Raw genomic sequence first — 20066 nt, forward strand, 5'->3', positions numbered from 1 at the left:
GGATACGTGCGCGCGTCAACACGCGCCACCGCGACGTCAGTTCTGCGAGGGAACCGACGACGCACTCCCGGTGCCCGGCTCCAGCGCGTCGAGCGCCCGCCGCAACCCCGTGAGTTTGCGTTCGAGATGAGCCGCCGTGGCCACCGCGGCCGCATCCGCCGAGTCGTCGTCAAGCTGCTTGGACAGCGCCTCGGCCTGCTCCTCGACCGCAGCCAGCCGCGCCGACAGCTCGGCCAGCAGCCCCGCCGGCTCCTTCTGGTCGGCACCCGAGGCCTTGCCGCCGCCCTCCAACTGGAGCCGCAGCAGCGCCGCCTGCTCACGCAGCTGGCAGTTCTTCATGTAGAGCTCGACGAACACCGAGACCTTCGCCCGCAGCACCCACGGGTCGAACGGCTTGGAGATGTAGTCCACCGCTCCCGCCGCATAGCCGCGGAAGGTGTGATGCGGGCCGTGATTGATCGCGGTGAGGAAGATGATCGGGATGTCGCGGGTCCGTTCTCGGCGCTTGATGTGCGCCGCGGTTTCGAAACCGTCCATTCCCGGCATCTGGACGTCCAGCAGAATGACCGCGAAGTCGTCCGTCAGCAGTGCTTTGAGCGCTTCCTCCCCGGACGATGCCCGCACCAGGGTCTGATCGAGCGCAGAGAGGATCGCCTCCAGCGCCAGCAGATTCTCCGGCCGGTCATCGACCAGGAGGATCTTGGCCTTCTGCACCATGGCCCGCCCTCCTCGCCCCGGCAGTGCACCGGGCTCCGCCCCAGGGGACGACTCCGTTACGCCGCCCGCCCTCGTGCCGGTCATGGTAGCCGCACCCCGCCTGTCGCCACACCCTGTCACCGCGATGTCACTGTGCACGTAGCAGAAACGTAGCGGGAGACCAGAAGGTTCCCCGAATCCCGCACTTCTACACGGCTTCGAGCACACTGAGTCAGCAACTCCGCGTGAACACTGTCGGCTGCCGTCACTGCTCGGTCATCCACTGATCCATCACCGCCAGCAGATGATCGGGGTCGACCGGCTTCGTCACGTAGTCGGACGCGCCCGACTCGATCGCCTTCTCCCGGTCGCCCTTCATGGCCTTGGCGGTCAGCGCGATGATCGGTAGTCCGGCGAACTGCGGCATCCTACGGATCGCCGTGGTCGTCGCGTATCCGTCCATCTCCGGCATCATGATGTCCATCAGGACGACCGCCACGTCGTCGTGCTGCTCCAGGACCTCGATGCCCTCACGGCCGTTCTCCGCGTACAGCACGGACAGGCCGTGCTGCTCCAGGACGCTGGTCAGCGCGAAGACGTTGCGGATGTCGTCGTCGACGATCAGCACCTTCTCGCCACCGAAGCGGATGCCCCGGAGCGACTGCGTTGACCTGGCCTGCTCAGGCGCCGACCACTGCTCCTGCTGCGCCGGCCTCTGCTCCAGCTCGCTGGCGGCCCTGCGGCGGCGCCTGAAGAGCGCCGCGGCGCCGTTCTGCGTCTCCCGGTACGACCGCACCTCGGCCGGCGTCTCGATCTCCGCGTCGGCCAGCTCCGCCAGTTCGGCCGCCGAGGCCACCAGATCGCCCGCGTCGAGAGACGGCAACTGCTGCTGGTAGCCGTGCGGGGGCAGTTCGCTCGGGTGCAGCGGCAAATACAGCGTGAACGTCGAGCCGCGTCCCGGCTCGCTCTGCGCGTGGATCTCACCACCGAGCAGCTGCGCGATCTCCCGCGAGATCGACAGCCCCAGCCCCGTACCGCCGTACTTGCGGCTGGTCGTGCCGTCCGCCTGCTTGAACGCCTCGAAGATCACCCGCATCTTGCTCGCCGCGATCCCGATACCGGTGTCGGTCACCGAGAACGCGATCAGTGGCGCGTCCGCCTCTGTCAGCGAACCGGCCTCCAGCAGCTGCTCCCGGATCTTCTGGGGCACGTCGATCCCGGCGGGCCGGATGACCAGCTCGACCGACCCGGAGTCGGTGAACTTCACCGCGTTGGACAGCAGGTTGCGCAGCACCTGCAGCAGCCGCTGCTCGTCGGTGTGCAGGGTGGCGGGCAGCTCCGGCGAGACCCGTACGGACAGGTCCAGGCCCTTCTCCGCGGTCAGCGGCCGGAAGGTGGCCTCCACGTAGTCGACGAGCTGCACGAGCGCGATACGCGTCGGGGAGACGTCCATCTTGCCCGCCTCGACCTTCGACAGGTCCAGGATGTCGTTGATCAGCTGAAGCAGGTCGGAGCCGGCACCGTGAATGGTCTCGGCGAACTCGACCTGCTTCGGCGAGAGGTTGCCCTCCGCGTTGTCGGCGAGCAGCTTGGCCAGGATCAGCAGCGAGTTGAGCGGCGTACGCAGCTCGTGCGACATGTTGGCGAGGAACTCGCTCTTGTAGCGCATGGAGACCGCGAGCTGCTCGGCGCGCTCCTCCAGGACCTGCCGCGCCTCCTCGATCTCGGTGTTCTTCACCTCGATGTCGCGGTTCTGCTGGGCCAGCAGCTCGGCCTTCTCCTCCAGTTCGGCGTTGGACGCCTGAAGGGCCTTCTGCCGGTTCTCCAGCTCTTCCGACCGCTCACGGAGCTGCTCGGTCAGCTCCTGCGACTGCTTCAGCAGCACCTCGGTCTTGGTGTTGACGGAGATGGTGTTGACGCTGGTCGCGATCATCTCGGCGATCTGGTTGAGGAAGTCCTTCTGGATCTGCGTGAACGGCGTGAAGGAGGCCAGCTCGATCACGCCGAGCACCTTGCCCTCGAACAGCACCGGAAGGACGATCACCTGCGCGGGCGGCGCCTCGCCGAGCCCGGAGGAGATCTTCAGATAGCCGCTGGGCGCGTTCTCCACCAGGATCGTGCGCTTCTCCTCGGCTGCCGTCCCGATGAGCGCCTCACCCGGCCGGAAGGACGTCGGCATGGAACCCATCGAGTAGCCGTAGGACCCGAGCATCCGCAGCTCGTACTGGTCGTCGTTCTCGGCTGCCAGGTCCTTGCCGTCGAGCAGCGGCATGGCGACGAAGAAGGCACCGTGCTGCGCAGTCACCACCGGCGTCAGCTCGCTCATGATCAGCGAGGCGACGTCCGCCAGATCGCGGCGGCCCTGCATCAGTGCCGAGATCCGGGCGAGGTTGCCCTTGAGCCAGTCCTGCTCCTTGTTGGCGATCGTGGTGTCGCGCAGGTTGGCGATCATCTTGTTGATGTAGTCCTGCAGTTCCTGGATCTCGCCGGACGCGTCGACGTCGATCTTCAGGTTCAGGTCACCGCGGGTCACCGCGGTCGCCACGCGCGCGATGGCACGTACCTGCCGAGTAAGGTTTCCCGCCATTTCGTTCACGGACTCGGTGAGGTCCCGCCAGGTGCCGTCGACGTCACGCACGCGTGCCTGGCCGCCGAGCTGTCCTTCGGTGCCCACCTCGCGGGCGACTCGGGTGACCTCTTCGGCGAAGGACGACAGCTGGTCGACCATCGTGTTGATGGTCGTCTTGAGTTCGAGGATCTCGCCTCGGGCGTCAATGTCGATCTTCTTGGTCAGGTCACCCTTGGCGATGGCGGTCGTGACCATGGCGATGTTGCGCACCTGCCCGGTCAGGTTGGACGCCATCTGGTTCACGGACTCGGTGAGGTCCTTCCAGGTACCGGCCACACCCGGCACATGCGCCTGACCACCGAGGATGCCGTCCGTGCCCACCTCACGGGCCACCTTGGTGACCTGGTCGGCGAACGAACTCAGCGTCTTCACCATGGTGTTGAAGGTGTCCGCGAGCTGTGCGACCTCACCGCGCGCCTCGATGGTCACCGTCCGCGTCAGGTCACCGTTGGCGACAGCCGCCGCGACCTGCGAGATGTTCCGCACCTGGACGGTCAGGTTGTTGGCCATCAGGTTGACGTTGTTGCTGAGGTCCTTCCAGATGCCCGTGGCGCCCGGCACGTGCGCCTGGCCACCGAGGATGCCGTCCGTGCCCACCTCACGGGCGACTCGGGTCACCTGCTCGGCGAAGGACGACAGCTGGTCCACCATCGTGTTCACGGTGGTGACGAGCTCGAGGATCTCGCCCTTGGCATCGACGGTGATCTTCTTCGACAGGTCACCCTTGGCGACCGCGGTCGTGACCTCGGCGATGTTGCGCACCTGGATCGTCAGGTTGTTCGCCATGAAGTTCACGGACTGCGTGAGGTCCTTCCAGGTGCCGGAGACACCCTGCACCTCGGCCTGACCTCCGAGGATGCCCTCCGTGCCCACCTCACGGGCCACACGCGTGACCTCTTCGGCGAAGGACGACAGCTGATCCACCATCGTGTTCAGGGTGTTCTTCAGCTCCAGGATCTCCCCGCGCGCGTCCACGGTGATCTTCTGGGACAGGTCACCCCGGGCCACCGCCGTGGCGACCTGCGCGATGTTGCGCACCTGGCCGGTCAGGTTGGAAGCCATGCCGTTCACGGAGTCCGTGAGGTCACGCCACACACCGGCGACGCCGGGCACCTGTGCCTGTCCGCCCAGGCGGCCCTCGGTACCCACCTCGCGCGCGACCAGGGTCACCTGGTCGGCGAAGGACGACAGCTGGTCCACCATCGTGTTGATGGTGTTCTTCAGCTCCAGGATCTCGCCGCGCGCGTCGACGTCGATCTTCTGGGAAAGGTCACCCCGGGCCACCGCCGTGGTCACCTGGGCGATGTTGCGCACCTGGGCGGTGAGGTTTCCTGCCATTCCGTTGACGGAGTCCGTGAGCTCCTTCCACGTACCGGCCACCCCCGGTACGACCGCCTGACCGCCCAGCCGGCCCTCGGTGCCCACGTCCCGGGCCATGCGCGTGACCTGGTCGGCGAAGGACGACAGCTGGTCCACCATCGTGTTCACGGTGTTCTTCAGCTGGAGCATCTCGCCGGAGACGTCCACGGTGACCTTCTGCGACAGGTCACCGTTGGCCACAGCCGTGGTCACCTGGGCGATGTTCCTCACCTGTCCGGTGAGGTTGCGGAACGCCGTGTTGACGGAGTCCGTCAGGTCCTTCCACGTCCCCGCGGCCCCTGGCACCTGCGCCTGACCGCCGAGCTCACCCTCCACGCCGACTTCACGCGCGACACGTGTGACCTCGGAACCGAACGACGACAGCTGGTCGACCATGCCGTTGACGGTGTTCTTCAGCTCGAGCATCTCGCCGGCCACGTCGACCGTGACCTTCTGCGACAGGTCGCCGTTGGCCACAGCCGTGGTGACCGCCGCGATGTCCCTCACCTGAATGGTCAGATTCCGGAACACGGTGTTGACGGAGTCCGTGAGGTCCTTCCAGGTGCCCGCGGCACCCGGCACGTTCGCCTGGCCGCCCAGCCGGCCCTCGGCGCCGACCTCGTTCGCCACGCGCGTGACCTCGTCCGCGAAGATCCGCAGCGTCTCAGTCATCTGGTTGATCGTGTCAGCGAGCTGCGCGACCTCGCCGCGTGCCGACACGGTCACCTTCTGCGACAGATCACCGTTGGCGACCGCCGTCGTCACCTGTGCGATTCCTCGCACCTGCGCCGTCAGGTTGCCGGCCATGAGGTTCACCGAATCGGTGAGGTCCTTCCACACGCCGGCCACACCGGGCACCTGCGCCTGACCGCCCAGCTCACCCTCGGTGCCCACCTCGCGCGCGACTCGCGTCACCTCGGAGGAGAACGACGACAGCTGGTCCACCATCGTGTTGACGGTGTTCTTCAGTTCGAGCATCTCGCCGGCCACGTGAACCGTGACCTTACGGGACAGATCACCCTTGGCGACCGCGGTGGTCACCAGCGCGATGTCCCTCACCTGGGCCGTCAGCCGGTACGCCATGGTGTTGACGGAGTCCGTGAGGTCCTTCCACGAACCCGACATGCCACGCACGCGCGCCTGCCCGCCGAGCTTGCCCTCGGTCCCCACCTCGCTGGCCACGCGCGTGACCTCGTCGGTGAACGTCGACAGCTGATCGACAAGGTTGTTTACAGTCCGTCCGACCTTGAGGAACTCACCCCGCAGGGGGTGCCCGGTCCCGTCCTGGGCCTGCGTCCGCAGCTCCATACGCGGCGACAGATCACCGTCGGCCACCGCGGACAGCACCCGCCCGACCTCGGAGACGGGCCGTACGAGGTCGTCGACCAGGGCGTTGGAGTTGTCGACGGCGGCCGCCCAGGAGCCCTCACAGGCGCCCGTCTCCAGCCGTTCCGTGAGCTTGCCCTCGCGGCCGACCATGCGCCGCACCCGCGCCAACTCACCCGTCAGATGAAGATTGCGATCGGCCACCTCGTTGAAGACGGCCGCAATCTCCGACATCACGCCGTCCCCGGACACCGTGAGCCGCTTTCGGAAGTTCCCGTCGCGCATCGACACGAGGGCCGTCAGCAGCCGGTTCAGGGCAGCCGTGTCCACCGCAGTGGTCCCGCCTCGCGTTTTACGCTCGTTCCTCAGGGACTGTCCGCCTTTCGCGCGCGTCTTAGTGCCCCGCGTCGCTGCGCCAGACTCCACTGTGTCCCTCCCGCAGGGGTCGACCGTTACTGCTGTGCTCGGGTTCTGCTGTTCGGCGTTCTCGTTACTGCTGGGTACTCCTGCCGGATATACCAGGCCACACCACGTGCTGCTGCCCGCGATACGCGAACGACACTCGGCCTGCCCGGACCTTCACAAGAAGCTTGCCCAGTGTTTCACCCCCGCCGAACCCGGCCATAACAGTTCGGCAGCTTCGCACATCGTCCGCACACCCTCCGGACGGAAACACTGCAGACCGGCATCCGCATGGACGGCGAAGGTAAGTAACCTTGCATGCGGCTGTCCAGCCGCGCCGGTCCGTCCGGCCTGGGCGGTGGCAGGAGGAGCAACGAGCGGGCATCGGAGGGGCAGCCGGACATGACCACCGGACTGATCCCGGGGGGACAATCCCCGGAGCGGCCGACGGGCGCGCAGATGCCGCATCAGCGGCGCGAGCCGGCCGGCCACGGGGCCTTGCACGTCGACAACCGGACGAGGAGTTCTGTGATCACCGCGCGCGCGGCAGCCAGCTTCGACCCCGTCGGGCGATCGGTGGCGAGCGCCCGCTCCTTCGTCCGCGACACACTCCAGGGCTGGGGCTTCGCCGACATCGTCGACGACGCCGTAGTCCTCACCAGTGAATTGGTGACGAACGCCGTCGTCCACGCGGGCACGTCCGCGGACGTTCTGTGTCTGCGCAGTGACGACGGCGTACGCGTCGAGGTGGCCGACCGGTATCCGGAGCGCGAGATCCCCCTCCAGGGCTCGCCCGTCAACATGGGCAGCCCCGACCGCGAGGGTGGCCGCGGCCTCCAGCTGTGCGCGGCCCTGGCCGGCCGCTGGGGCGTCGAATACACGCCCACGCACAAGCAGGTCTGGTTCCAACTGGACCTCCCCGAGCGCCCGGTGGGCACCCGCGCGGCCGGCCCGTCCCTGCCCTCCGACCTCCTCCCCCTCGCCGACGGCCGCGTCCGGGTCGCGGTGGTCCAGATCGACCGTACGGGCGCCATCTCGTCCTGGAACGAGGACGCCGAGGACCTCTTCGGCTATGCGGCAGAGCAGGTCACCGGAAAGCCCCTCACCGACCTCGCCGCCTGGCCGCACACTCCGGGCACGAGCACCGGCATCGCCGAGGCACTCCAACTCTCCCGCTGGGAGGGCAGCTACGGCATAAGGGGCGCCAACGGCCGCGTCACGCCGGTGTACGCCTCCCACCTCCGTGTCCGCGACACGGGCGGCGAACCGTCAACGGTCTGCCTCCTCGTCCGGGACCACGAACGGGCTGTTCTGCAGACGCCGTTGCGCATCCCGGCCTCCGACACCGGCAACGACGCCCAGAGCACCGACCCGTTCGAGGTGTTCATCGGCTCACCCGCCCCGGACGACCTCGACGGCCTCCTCCAGCGCACGGTGGAACGCGCCCGCGACATGCTCGACGGCGACTCGGCGTTCCTGCTCCTGGCGACGGACGACGAAACGGAGCTGGAGGTCCGCGCCTCCACCGGCCTGCCCTCCGCCCGCCAGCGCTTCGCGCGCGTGCCCGTCGAGGCGGGCCCCGGCCGCTACGGCTCGGCCCGCATGCCGGCTGTCCACGAGGACCTCACGATGGTCCCCGGCGCCGTCCCGCTGCTCAGGGGCACCGGCATGCGCTCGGTCGTCACCGTGCCCCTGAAGGTCGAGGGCCGCCTCACCGGCTCCCTCGGCGTCGCCGCCGAGGCCCCCGCGAGATACTCCAACGAGGAGGCACTGCGCCTCCAGTTCGCCGCCGACCGCATCGCCCTGGCCGTGGAGTCGGCCCGGCTGGGCGAACTGGAACGCCTGCGCCGCGGCTCGCTCAGCTTCCTCGTCGAGGCCTCCGACCTGCTCGCCGGAACCCTGGACCGCGACCAGACACTGGCCCTGATGGCCCAGATGACAGTCCCCACCCTTGCCACCTGGTGCGCGGTCTACACGATCGCCGACCAGGCCTCGGATCCGTACCTGTCATACGTCCTGCATGAGGACGAGGAACTCATCGACGGCATTAAGTCACTGCTGTCGAAGATCTCCCCTCCCGACCCCGTCCCCACCCCCGGCGCCCGCGTCTGGTCGGCCCCTGCCCAGGCGGCCCACCAGGCGGCCCTGCGCACCTCCATGCGCAGCCTGGGCCTCGGCGAGCCCCCGCACCGGGTCAGCTCGGGCATCGGCATCGGCCCCACCCTGGCCACGGCCTCCGCGGTGGGCGGCGAGACGGTCGTACTGCCGCTGGTGGCCCGCAACCGGGTCATCGGCATGCTGACGCTCGGCAAGCCGACGGACGAACACTTCCGCCAGGAAATCCTGGAGTTGGCGGAGGACCTCTCGCGACGGGCCGCCCTGGCCCTGGACAACGCCCGCCTCTACTCCGAGCGCACCGCCATCAGCCAGTCCCTCCAGCGCAGCCTCCTGCCGCCCGAGCTGCCCGAGATCGACGGCGTCGAGGTCGAGGTCATCTACCGCGCGGCCGGCGAAGGCAACGAGGTCGGCGGCGACTTCTACGACCTCTTCCCGATCAGCGACGGCGCCTACGGCTTCGCCATCGGCGACGTCTGCGGTACGGGACCGAACGCGGCGGCGGTCACTGGACTCGCCCGGCACGCACTCCGGCTCCTCGCACGCGAGGGCCTCAGCGGCCCGGCGGTGCTGGAGCGCCTCAACTCCGCGATCCTCGACGAGGGCGCCCGCAGCCGCTTCCTGACGCTCCTCTACGGCGAGTTGAGGCCGCAGGAGGACGGCAGTGCCGAGCTGAAGGTGGTCTGCGCCGGCCACCCGCTCCCCCTCCGTCTGCGCCAGGACGGCACGGTCGAACCGGCGGCCGAACCCCAACCGCTCCTCGGTGTCATGGAAGACCTGGAGCTCTACGAGCAGACAGTCACCCTCGATCCCGGTGACGTCCTCCTGTGCGTCACGGACGGCGTCACCGAACGCCGCGAGGGCAGCCGCATGCTGGGCGACGACGGCCTCACCGACGTCCTCACCACGTGCACGGGCCTGACCGCGGGGGCGGTGGCGGCCCGCATCATGCGCGCGGTCGAACGCTTCGCCTCGGACGCCCCGTCCGACGACATGGCCATCCTTGCCATGCGCGTCCCTGGCCTTCACACGGACTAGGGACCGAGGAGGACACGGGGAGGACATGCAAAAGGCCCCGCCCAATTGGGCGGGGCCTTCAGTCTGGAGCCCCCAAACGGAATCGAACCGTTGACCTTCTCCTTACCATGGAGACGCTCTACCGACTGAGCTATAGGGGCCTGTCACCATTTGCGAAGTTTCCCTCGCGGCAACGGAATAGATCGTACCCCGAACACACCCGTGCTCCCAAACTCGCTCAGAAGGCGGGCTGGAGAAGTCCTCCGAGCGCATTGCAGGCGGACACGATCCGCTGCATGTCCCTCTTGGTCAGAGACGCGTCGACGGGCAGGGCCAACGTTTCGTCAGCAGCCCGCTCGGTCTCCGGCAGGGACACACACCGCCGGTACTCCGGCAGCCTGTGCACGGCCGTCTTCACCGGCACCCGGCACTCAACTCCCCTGGCCCGCACGGCCCGGGCGAATGCGTCGCGGTCCGGCCGCCCGTTCCCCGGCACACGCACGACGTACTGCTGATAGGTGTGTCCGTCACCGCCATCGGGCGTCTGAACGCCCTTCAACTTCGCGTCCAGGTAGGCGGCCCGCTGCCGACGCTGAGCGATCTCGTCGTACGGAACCTCGGACTCGCCCTGCTCCAACACCAGCAGCCCATGCCGCTGCCCGATCTCGTGCAGCCGCGCGATGTCGGCCCACCGGCCAAAACGATGTACGGCGATGACAGCAGCCGTCCGCGACGTGACGACCGCCTCGACAGCGCCGGCGTCCAGGCAGTACGTCACCGGATCTATGTCGGCGAACACCGGCAGCGCCCCGGCCAGGACCACGGCCTCGGCGACATCGACGTTCCCGAACGCCGGTACGACAACCTCGTCACCGACTCCGACGCCGGCAGCCCTGAGCATTGCAGCAGTACCCATGTGTGGGATGTTGGTTGCGAAACGTGAACTTCAGGTGACGCGCAACAAAAAAGGGTTGGACCCAGAACCGAAGTTCTGGATCCAACCCTATTAAAAGGAGTTCGGCGGCGTCCTACTCTCCCACAGGGTCCCCCCTGCAGTACCATCGGCGCTGTAAGGCTTAGCTTCCGGGTTCGGAATGTAACCGGGCGTTTCCCTCACGCTATAACCACCGAAACACTATGAAACTGTCAGCCGCACCGCATGTGGCCATACGGGGCTGTTCGTGGTTTCAGAACCAACACAGTGGACGCGAGCATCTATGGACAAGCCCTCGGCCTATTAGTACCGGTCACCTCCACACGTTACCGTGCTTCCAGATCCGGCCTATCAACCCAGTCGTCTACTGGGAGCCTTACCCCATCAAGTGGGTGGGAATACTCATCTCGAAGCAGGCTTCCCGCTTAGATGCTTTCAGCGGTTATCCCTCCCGAACGTAGCCAACCAGCCATGCCCTTGGCAGAACAACTGGCACACCAGAGGTTCGTCCGTCCCGGTCCTCTCGTACTAGGGACAGCCCTTCTCAATATTCCTACGCGCGCAGCGGATAGGGACCGAACTGTCTCACGACGTTCTAAACCCAGCTCGCGTACCGCTTTAATGGGCGAACAGCCCAACCCTTGGGACCGACTCCAGCCCCAGGATGCGACGAGCCGACATCGAGGTGCCAAACCATCCCGTCGATATGGACTCTTGGGGAAGATCAGCCTGTTATCCCCGGGGTACCTTTTATCCGTTGAGCGACGGCGCTTCCACAAGCCACCGCCGGATCACTAGTCCCGACTTTCGTCCCTGCTCGACCCGTCGGTCTCACAGTCAAGCTCCCTTGTGCACTTACACTCAACACCTGATTGCCAACCAGGCTGAGGGAACCTTTGGGCGCCTCCGTTACTCTTTAGGAGGCAACCGCCCCAGTTAAACTACCCATCAGACACTGTCCCTGATCCGGATCACGGACCCAGGTTAGACATCCAGCACGACCAGAGTGGTATTTCAACGACGACTCCCCCTGAACTGGCGTCCAGAGTTCACAGTCTCCCACCTATCCTACACAAGCCGAACCGAACACCAATATCAAACTGTAGTAAAGGTCCCGGGGTCTTTCCGTCCTGCTGCGCGAAACGAGCATCTTTACTCGTAGTGCAATTTCACCGGGCCTATGGTTGAGACAGTCGAGAAGTCGTTACGCCATTCGTGCAGGTCGGAACTTACCCGACAAGGAATTTCGCTACCTTAGGATGGTTATAGTTACCACCGCCGTTTACTGGCGCTTAAGTTCTCAGCTTCGCCACAACGAATTGTGACTAACCGGTCCCCTTAACGTTCCAGCACCGGGCAGGCGTCAGTCCGTATACATCGCCTTACGGCTTCGCACGGACCTGTGTTTTTAGTAAACAGTCGCTTCTCGCTGGTCTCTGCGGCCACCCCCAGCTCAGGAAGCACGTTCCCTCACCAGTGATGGCCCCCCTTCTCCCGAAGTTACGGGGGCATTTTGCCGAGTTCCTTAACCATAGTTCACCCGAACGCCTCGGTATTCTCTACCTGACCACCTGAGTCGGTTTAGGGTACGGGCCGCCATGAAACTCGCTAGAGGCTTTTCTCGACAGCATAGGATCATCCACTTCACCACAATCGGCTCGGCATCAGGTCTCAGCCTCATGTGATCCGGATTTACCTGGATCACGGCCTACACCCTTACCCCGGGACAACCACCGCCCGGGCTGGACTACCTTCCTGCGTCACCCCATCACTCACCTACTACAGGTCTGGTCCGTCGGCTCCACCACTCCCCTTTGCCCGAAGGCTCCAGGGCGGCTTCACGGACTTAGCATCGCCTGGTTCAATGTTTGACGCTTCACAGCGGGTACCGGAATATCAACCGGTTATCCATCGACTACGCCTGTCGGCCTCGCCTTAGGTCCCGACTTACCCTGGGCAGATCAGCTTGACCCAGGAACCCTTAGTCAATCGGCGCACACGTTTCTCACGTGTGAATCGCTACTCATGCCTGCATTCTCACTCGTGAACCGTCCACCACTGCCTTCCGGCGCGGCTTCACCCGGCACACGACGCTCCCCTACCCATCCATACACCCGTTGGGGCTGTTGTATGAATGACACGACTTCGGCGGTACGCTTGAGCCCCGCTACATTGTCGGCGCGGAATCACTAGACCAGTGAGCTATTACGCACTCTTTCAAGGGTGGCTGCTTCTAAGCCAACCTCCTGGTTGTCTCTGCGACTCCACATCCTTTCCCACTTAGCGTACGCTTAGGGGCCTTAGTCGATGCTCTGGGCTGTTTCCCTCTCGACCATGGAGCTTATCCCCCACAGTCTCACTGCCGCGCTCTCACTTACCGGCATTCGGAGTTTGGCTAAGGTCAGTAACCCGGTAGGGCCCATCGCCTATCCAGTGCTCTACCTCCGGCAAGAAACACACGACGCTGCACCTAAATGCATTTCGGGGAGAACCAGCTATCACGGAGTTTGATTGGCCTTTCACCCCTAACCACAGGTCATCCCCCAGGTTTTCAACCCTGGTGGGTTCGGTCCTCCACGAAGTCTTACCTCCGCTTCAACCTGCCCATGGCTAGATCACTCCGCTTCGGGTCTTGAGCGCGCTACTGAATCGCCCTATTCGGACTCGCTTTCGCTACGGCTTCCCCACACGGGTTAACCTCGCAACACACCGCAAACTCGCAGGCTCATTCTTCAAAAGGCACGCAGTCACGAGATACAGCAAGCTGTATCCGACGCTCCCACGGCTTGTAGGCACACGGTTTCAGGTACTATTTCACTCCCCTCCCGGGGTACTTTTCACCATTCCCTCACGGTACTATCCGCTATCGGTCACCAGGGAATATTTAGGCTTAGCGGGTGGTCCCGCCAGATTCACACGGGATTTCTCGGGCCCCGTGCTACTTGGGTGTCTCTCAAACGAGCCGCTGATGTTTCGACTACGGGGGTCTTACCCTCTACGCCGGACCTTTCGCATGTCCTTCGCCTACATCAACGGTTTCTGACTCGTCTCACAGCCGGCAGACTGTGAAAGAGAGATCCCACAACCCCGTATACGCAACCCCTGCCGGGTCTCACACGTATACGGTTTAGCCTCATCCGGTTTCGCTCGCCACTACTCCCGGAATCACGGTTGTTTTCTCTTCCTGCGGGTACTGAGATGTTTCACTTCCCCGCGTTCCCTCCACTTGCCCTATGTGTTCAGGCAAGGGTGACAGCCCATGACGACTGCCGGGTTTCCCCATTCGGAAACCCCCGGATCAAAGCCTGGTTGACGACTCCCCGGGGACTATCGTGGCCTCCCACGTCCTTCATCGGTTCCTGGTGCCAAGGCATCCACCGTGCGCCCTTAAAAACTTGGCCACAGATGCTCGCGTCCACTGTGCAGTTCTCAAACAACGACCAGTACACCGTCACACACCACCACTGTGGTGCTACACCGGCGCCGGCAACCGAAGCACAACCTTGCGGCCGTTACTTCAGACACCCAACAGCGTGCCCGACACACTCCCCGCTTCCCTCAACGTTCCACGCTCCGAAGAGCAGTACTAGAAGGAGAAGACGATCAAGTGTGCCGAATAATCAACGTTCCACCCATGAGCAACCACCGCAGAACGTTTGCCTGCGTAGTGGCCTCTGAACCGGGCAAGCCCGGCTTAGAAGTGCTCCTTAGAAAGGAGGTGATCCAGCCGCACCTTCCGGTACGGCTACCTTGTTACGACTTCGTCCCAATCGCCAGTCCCACCTTCGACAGCTCCCTCCCACAAGGGGTTGGGCCACCGGCTTCGGGTGTTACCGACTTTCGTGACGTGACGGGCGGTGTGTACAAGGCCCGGGAACGTATTCACCGCAGCAATGCTGATCTGCGATTACTAGCAACTCCGACTTCATGGGGTCGAGTTGCAGACCCCAATCCGAACTGAGACAGGCTTTTTGAGATTCGCTCCACCTCACGGTATCGCAGCTCATTGTACCTGCCATTGTAGCACGTGTGCAGCCCAAGACATAAGGGGCATGATGACTTGACGTCGTCCCCACCTTCCTCCGAGTTGACCCCGGCGGTCTCCTGTGAGTCCCCATCACCCCGAAGGGCATGCTGGCAACACAGAACAAGGGTTGCGCTCGTTGCGGGACTTAACCCAACATCTCACGACACGAGCTGACGACAGCCATGCACCACCTGTACACCGACCACAAGGGGGGCACTATCTCTAATGCTTTCCGGTGTATGTCAAGCCTTGGTAAGGTTCTTCGCGTTGCGTCGAATTAAGCCACATGCTCCGCTGCTTGTGCGGGCCCCCGTCAATTCCTTTGAGTTTTAGCCTTGCGGCCGTACTCCCCAGGCGGGGAACTTAATGCGTTAGCTGCGGCACCGACGACGTGGAATGTCGCCAACACCTAGTTCCCACCGTTTACGGCGTGGACTACCAGGGTATCTAATCCTGTTCGCTCCCCACGCTTTCGCTCCTCAGCGTCAGTAATGGCCCAGAGATCCGCCTTCGCCACCGGTGTTCCTCCTGATATCTGCGCATTTCACCGCTACACCAGGAATTCCGATCTCCCCTACCACACTCTAGCTAGCCCGTATCGAATGCAGACCCGGGGTTAAGCCCCGGGCTTTCACACCCGACGTGACAAGCCGCCTACGAGCTCTTTACGCCCAATAATTCCGGACAACGCTTGCGCCCTACGTATTACCGCGGCTGCTGGCACGTAGTTAGCCGGCGCTTCTTCTGCAGGTACCGTCACTTTCGCTTCTTCCCTGCTGAAAGAGGTTTACAACCCGAAGGCCGTCATCCCTCACGCGGCGTCGCTGCATCAGGCTTTCGCCCATTGTGCAATATTCCCCACTGCTGCCTCCCGTAGGAGTCTGGGCCGTGTCTCAGTCCCAGTGTGGCCGGTCGCCCTCTCAGGCCGGCTACCCGTCGTCGCCTTGGTGAGCCATTACCTCACCAACAAGCTGATAGGCCGCGGGCTCATCCTTCACCGCCGGAGCTTTCAACCTTCACAGATGCCAGTGAAGGTGGTATCCGGTATTAGACCCCGTTTCCAGGGCTTGTCCCAGAGTGAAGGGCAGATTGCCCACGTGTTACTCACCCGTTCGCCACTAATCCCCACCGAAGTGGTTCATCGTTCGACTTGCATGTGTTAAGCACGCCGCCAGCGTTCGTCCTGAGCCAGGATCAAACTCTCCGTGAATGTTTTCCCGTAATCGGGACGACACATCACGAGAGCGGAACAGCCAGGCGGAATAAGCCCGGCCGTTCACAGCGTCCTCGCTGTGTTTATTTCAAAGGAACCTCGCCACCGAGAACTAATGTTTCCGGCAGACGGGGTATCAACATATCTGGCGTTGATTTTTGGCACGCTGTTGAGTTCTCAAGGAACGGACGCTTCCTTTGTACTCACCCTCTCGGGCTTTCCTCCGGGCGCTTCCCTTCGGTCTTGCGTTTCCGACTCTATCAGACCTTTTCTCGATCCGATTTCCTCGGTGCTTTCCAGGTTTCCGCTCTCGCGTTTCCCTTCCGGCGAATCCGACTTTATCAGAAGTTCTGAGTCGGAATTCCCGCCCCCTCCGGGGACTGGTTCCGGCACACGAAGTGGCCGGGTTCCCGTTCGGGCGGAGCCGTAAACGTACTGGAGCGGGGCGCCCCGATGCAAATCGAGGCGCCCCGCTCCGGGTTCGCACGGTTCATCGTCCGACGGACCGTCAGACCTCCACGACGACAGGGAGGATCATCGGCCTGCGGCGGTAGGTGTCGGAGACCCACTTGCCCAGGGTGCGGCGCACGAGCTGCTGCAGCTGGTGGGGTTCGACCACTCCGTCCTGGGCCGACCGCTCCAGCGTCTCCGTGATCTTCGGGATGACCTCGCCGAAGGCGGAGTCCTCGATGCCGGAGCCGCGGGCCTGGATGTGCGGGCCGCCCGTGATCTTGCCGGTGGAGGAGTCCATCACCACGAAGACGGAGATGATGCCCTCGTCGCCCAGGATCTTGCGGTCCTTGAGCGCCGGCTCGCCCACGTCGCCGACCGAGAGGCCGTCGACGTACACGTACCCGGCCTGGACCTTGCCGGAGATCTTCGCCTTGCCCTCGATGAGGTCGACGACGACGCCGTCCTCGGCGATGACGATGCGGTCGTGCGGTACGCCGGTCAGGGCGCCCAGTTCGGCGTTGGCGCGCAGGTGGCGCCATTCGCCGTGCACCGGCATCAGGTTCTTCGGGCGGCAGATGTTGTAGAAGTACAGGAGCTCGCCGGCCGACGCGTGGCCCGAGACGTGCACCTTGGCGTTGCCCTTGTGGACGACGTTGGCGCCCCAGCGGGTCAGGCCGTTGATGACGCGGTAGACCGCGTTCTCGTTGCCGGGGATCAGGGAGGACGCCAGGATCACCGTGTCGCCCTGGACGATCCGGATCTGGTGGTCCCGGTTGGCCATGCGGGACAGGGCCGCCATCGGTTCGCCCTGGGAACCCGTGCAGACCAGCACGACCTCGTGGTCCGGGAGGTCGTCCAGTGTCTTGATGTCCACCACCAGGCCCGGGGGGACCTTCAGGTAGCCGAGGTCCCTCGCGATGCCCATGTTGCGGACCATCGAGCGGCCGACGAAGGCAACCCTGCGGCCGTACTCGTGGGCCGCGTCCAGGATCTGCTGGATGCGGTGGATGTGGCTGGCGAAGCTCGCCACGATGATCCGCTTGCGGGCGTTCGCGAAGACCTGGCGCAGGACGTTGGAGATGTCCCGCTCGGGCGGGACGAAGCCCGGGACCTCCGCGTTCGTGGAGTCGGAGAGGAGGAGGTCGATGCCTTCCTCGCTCAGCCGTGCGAACGCGTGCAGGTCGGTCAGACGGTTGTCCAGCGGGAGCTGGTCCATCTTGAAGTCGCCCGTGTGGACCACCATACCGGCGGGCGTGCGGATGGCCACCGCGAGCGCGTCCGGAATGGAGTGGTTGACCGCGACGAACTCGCAGTCGAAGGGGCCGATGCGCTCGCGGTTCCCCTCCGTCACCTCAAGGGTGTACGGGCGGATCCGGTGCTCCTGAAGCTTCGCCTCGATGAGAGCGAGAGTCAGCTTGGAGCCGATCAGCGGGATGTCCGGCTTCTCGCGGAGCAGGAACGGGACGGCACCGATGTGGTCCTCGTGGCCGTGCGTGAGGACGATGCCCTCGATGTCGTCGAGGCGGTCCCGGATGGACGAGAAGTCCGGCAGGATCAGGTCGATTCCGGGCTGCTCCTCCTCAGGGAAGAGCACTCCGCAGTCGACGATCAGTAGGCGGCCGCCGTATTCGAAGACCGTCATGTTTCGGCCGATTTCGCCGAGGCCGCCGAGTGGGGTGACGCGCAGGCCACCCTCGGGGAGCGGCGGGGGCGTGCCGAGTTCAGGATGCGGATGACTCAAAAGACTCTCCTCACCACGCGCGCCACGTACCGGTTGGGCACGTGGCGCGCGTGACGTTCGTGCAGAAGCAGTTGTCGTTGTGGGGTGCAGGCACCGGTGGCCTGCGTATTCAGTTGTGGAGTCTGTTGTGCGCGCCCGGCGCGCGAAGTCTGGTGTTAAAGCTGTACCCCGCCCGCGGCAAGATCGATCTTGAGCTGCTCGATCTCCTCGGGTGAGCACTCGGCCATCGGTGCGCGCAGCGGCCCCGCGGGCAGGCCCTGGAGGCTGAGCGCGGCCTTGGTGGTCATGACGCCCTGGGTGCGGAACATGCCGGTGTAGACCGGGAGCAGCTTCTGGTGGATCTCCGTGGCCTTCTGGACGTCGCCCGAGATGTACGCCTCCACGAGCGCGCGCAGGTCGGGGGTGACCACATGGCCGACGACCGACACGAAGCCGACGGCGCCCACGGAGAGCAGCGGCAGGTTCAGCATGTCGTCGCCGGAGTACCAGGCGAGGCCGGAGCGCGCGATGGCCCAGCTCGCGCGGCCGAGGTCACCCTTGGCGTCCTTGTTGGCGACGATCCGCGGATGCTCGGCGAGGCGGACGATCGTCTCGGTGCTGATCGGGACGCCGCTGCGGCCGGGGATGTCGTAGAGCATGACCGGCAGCTCGGTGACGTCGGCGATGGCCTTGAAGTGCCGGTACAGGCCCTCCTGCGGGGGCTTGTTGTAGTAGGGCGTGACGACCAGGAGGCCGTGTGCGCCCACCTTCTCCGCCGCTCGGGCCAGCTCGAGGCTGTGGCGGGTGTCGTTGGTGCCGACGCCGGCCACGACGTGGGCTCGGTCGCCGACAGCCTCCACCACCGCTCGTACCAGGTCCGATTTCTCCGCGTTGCCGGTGGTGGGCGACTCACCGGTGGTGCCGTTGATGATCAGGCCGTCGTTGCCTGCGTCCACCAGGTGCGTGGCGAGCCGCTGCGCGCCGTCGAGATCAAGTGCGCCGTCCGCCGTGAAGGGCGTGATCATGGCGGTGAGGACCCGCCCGAAGGGGGTCTGCGGAGTGGAGGTCGGAGCCATGGGTTACACGCTACTCGTTGCGCACGGCCTGGTCTGCCCTAGGGGGGTACGGGAAAGTCAGGACAAATAAGGAGCCCGGCACTGCCTGCTCGGGGGTTCAAGCAGTGCCGGGTCCGTTTGATCAGGCTAGATGAACTTCTCTAAATGCCGCAATACGGACAGTGCCTTACGGCGCCACACGGCCGTTCGCATTGAACGCCGCGTGGGTGAGCGGCATGAGCTCGGCCCACGCCGTCTCCATCTTCTCGCCGACCATCTCGATCTCCCGCTGCGGGAAGGACGGGACCTTGGCCAGCTCGTGCTGGGTGCGCAGGCCGAGGAAGTGCATCAGCGAGCGAGCGTTGCAGGTGGCGTACATCGAGGAGAACAGGCCGACCGGGAGGACCGCACGGGCGACCTCGCGGGCGACGCCCTGGGCGAGCATCTCCTGGTAGGTCCGGTACGCCTCGCGGTACGACTCCTCCATGGCGTGCTGCACGAAGTCGTGCTGCTCCGGGGTGCCCTCGACGAAGACGTACTTGCCCGGGCGGCCCTGCTGCACGAGCTTGCGCGAGGTGCCCGGCACGTAGAACACCGGCTGAAGCTCCCTGTAGCGGCCGGACTCCTCGTTGTACGACCACCCGACGCGGTGCCGCATGAACTCGCGGAAGACGAAGATCGGGGCGCTGATGAAGAACGTCATGGAGTTGTGCTCGAACGGGCTGCCGTGCCGGTCCCGCATGAGGTAGTTGATCAGGCCCTTCGAACGCTCCGGGTCCTTGTTCAACTCATCCAGGGACTGCTCCCCGACGGTCGACACCCGGGCCGCGAACAGCACGTCGGAGTCGGCCGCGCTGTGTTTGACCAGTTCGACGGTGACATCGCTGCGCAGATCGATCTTGAAATCGTCGTCGGGGGTGGGGGTCACGGTTCGGAGGGTCCTTCCCATCTCGTCTCTTGGCGACGCCACTCTACGTCCCATCAAACGGGGCGCTCACCGTCGTGACCGAAGGAAGGTCGTGATGGAAGGAAGTCGGTGAAACCGGGCACCTTTTGAGGCACTCGCTCGTCTGTGTTGATGAAAGTGATTCGTTCGATCCCGAAGGGGGACGCATCCTCC

General features: G+C 64.8%; 7 protein-coding genes, 1 tRNA gene and 3 rRNA genes. 1 reads left to right on the forward strand and 10 read right to left on the reverse strand.

Annotated elements, in window-relative coordinates; translation table 11 throughout:
* Window positions 1–36: 36 nt before the first annotated feature.
* Window positions 37–717: a response regulator gene (locus tag OHT51_RS11455; RefSeq protein WP_328878813.1), complete on the reverse strand. Its 681-nt coding sequence runs from the start codon at window positions 715–717 to the stop codon at window positions 37–39.
* 244 nt (window positions 718–961) lie between these two features.
* Window positions 962–6436, reverse strand: a complete 5475-nt coding sequence (locus OHT51_RS11460; protein ID WP_328878814.1) for a HAMP domain-containing protein — start codon at window positions 6434–6436, stop codon at window positions 962–964.
* 378 nt (window positions 6437–6814) lie between these two features.
* On the opposite strand from OHT51_RS11460, the gene OHT51_RS11465 reads away from it, so the two are divergent.
* A complete protein-coding gene (locus OHT51_RS11465; RefSeq protein WP_328878815.1) occupies window positions 6815–9565 on the forward strand; it encodes a SpoIIE family protein phosphatase in 2751 nt (916 codons plus the stop codon).
* Window positions 9566–9629: 64 nt separating this feature from the next.
* Here the strand turns inward: OHT51_RS11465 and OHT51_RS11470 are convergent.
* From OHT51_RS11470 to thyX, 8 genes are all read right to left on the reverse strand, one after another.
* Window positions 9630–9705: transfer RNA gene (locus OHT51_RS11470), tRNA-Thr, on the reverse strand.
* A gap of 77 nt (window positions 9706–9782) precedes the next feature.
* Window positions 9783–10445 carry a DegT/DnrJ/EryC1/StrS family aminotransferase gene (locus tag OHT51_RS11475; RefSeq protein WP_328884301.1) on the reverse strand — a complete coding sequence of 221 codons (663 nt, stop codon included), beginning with the start codon at window positions 10443–10445 and terminating at the stop codon, window positions 9783–9785.
* A gap of 114 nt (window positions 10446–10559) precedes the next feature.
* A 5S ribosomal RNA gene (rrf, locus tag OHT51_RS11480) occupies window positions 10560–10676 on the reverse strand.
* Between the two features lie 85 nt (window positions 10677–10761).
* Window positions 10762–13879 (reverse strand): 23S ribosomal RNA (locus tag OHT51_RS11485).
* 310 nt (window positions 13880–14189) lie between these two features.
* A 16S ribosomal RNA gene (locus tag OHT51_RS11490) occupies window positions 14190–15715 on the reverse strand.
* The 16S, 23S and 5S rRNA genes sit together here, the layout of an rRNA operon.
* 511 nt (window positions 15716–16226) lie before the next feature.
* On the reverse strand, window positions 16227–17912 hold the full coding sequence (locus OHT51_RS11495; protein ID WP_328878816.1) for a ribonuclease J: 1686 nt from the start codon (window positions 17910–17912) through the stop codon (window positions 16227–16229).
* A gap of 155 nt (window positions 17913–18067) precedes the next feature.
* Entirely contained in the window at window positions 18068–18967 is a 900-nt protein-coding gene (gene dapA / locus OHT51_RS11500) for a 4-hydroxy-tetrahydrodipicolinate synthase (protein ID WP_328878817.1), read from the reverse strand.
* A 166-nt stretch (window positions 18968–19133) separates the two neighbouring features.
* A complete protein-coding gene (gene thyX / locus OHT51_RS11505; RefSeq protein WP_328878818.1) occupies window positions 19134–19874 on the reverse strand; it encodes an FAD-dependent thymidylate synthase in 741 nt (246 codons plus the stop codon).
* Between the last annotated feature and the right edge of the window lie 192 nt (window positions 19875–20066).

Origin of the sequence: Streptomyces sp. NBC_00299, assembly GCF_036173045.1 — a bacterium.
Classification (GTDB): Bacteria; Actinomycetota; Actinomycetes; order Streptomycetales; family Streptomycetaceae; genus Streptomyces; species Streptomyces machairae.

Coding starts and splice junctions, on each gene's coding strand:
- OHT51_RS11455 (WP_328878813.1), bottom strand. CDS start 717: ATGGTGCAGAAGGCCAAGATCCTCCTGGTCGATGACCGGCCGGAGAAT.
- OHT51_RS11465 (WP_328878815.1), top strand. CDS start 6,815: ATGACCACCGGACTGATCCCGGGGGGACAATCCCCGGAGCGGCCGACG.
- OHT51_RS11475 (WP_328884301.1), bottom strand. CDS start 10,445: ATGCTCAGGGCTGCCGGCGTCGGAGTCGGTGACGAGGTTGTCGTACCG.
- dapA (WP_328878817.1), bottom strand. CDS start 18,967: ATGGCTCCGACCTCCACTCCGCAGACCCCCTTCGGGCGGGTCCTCACC.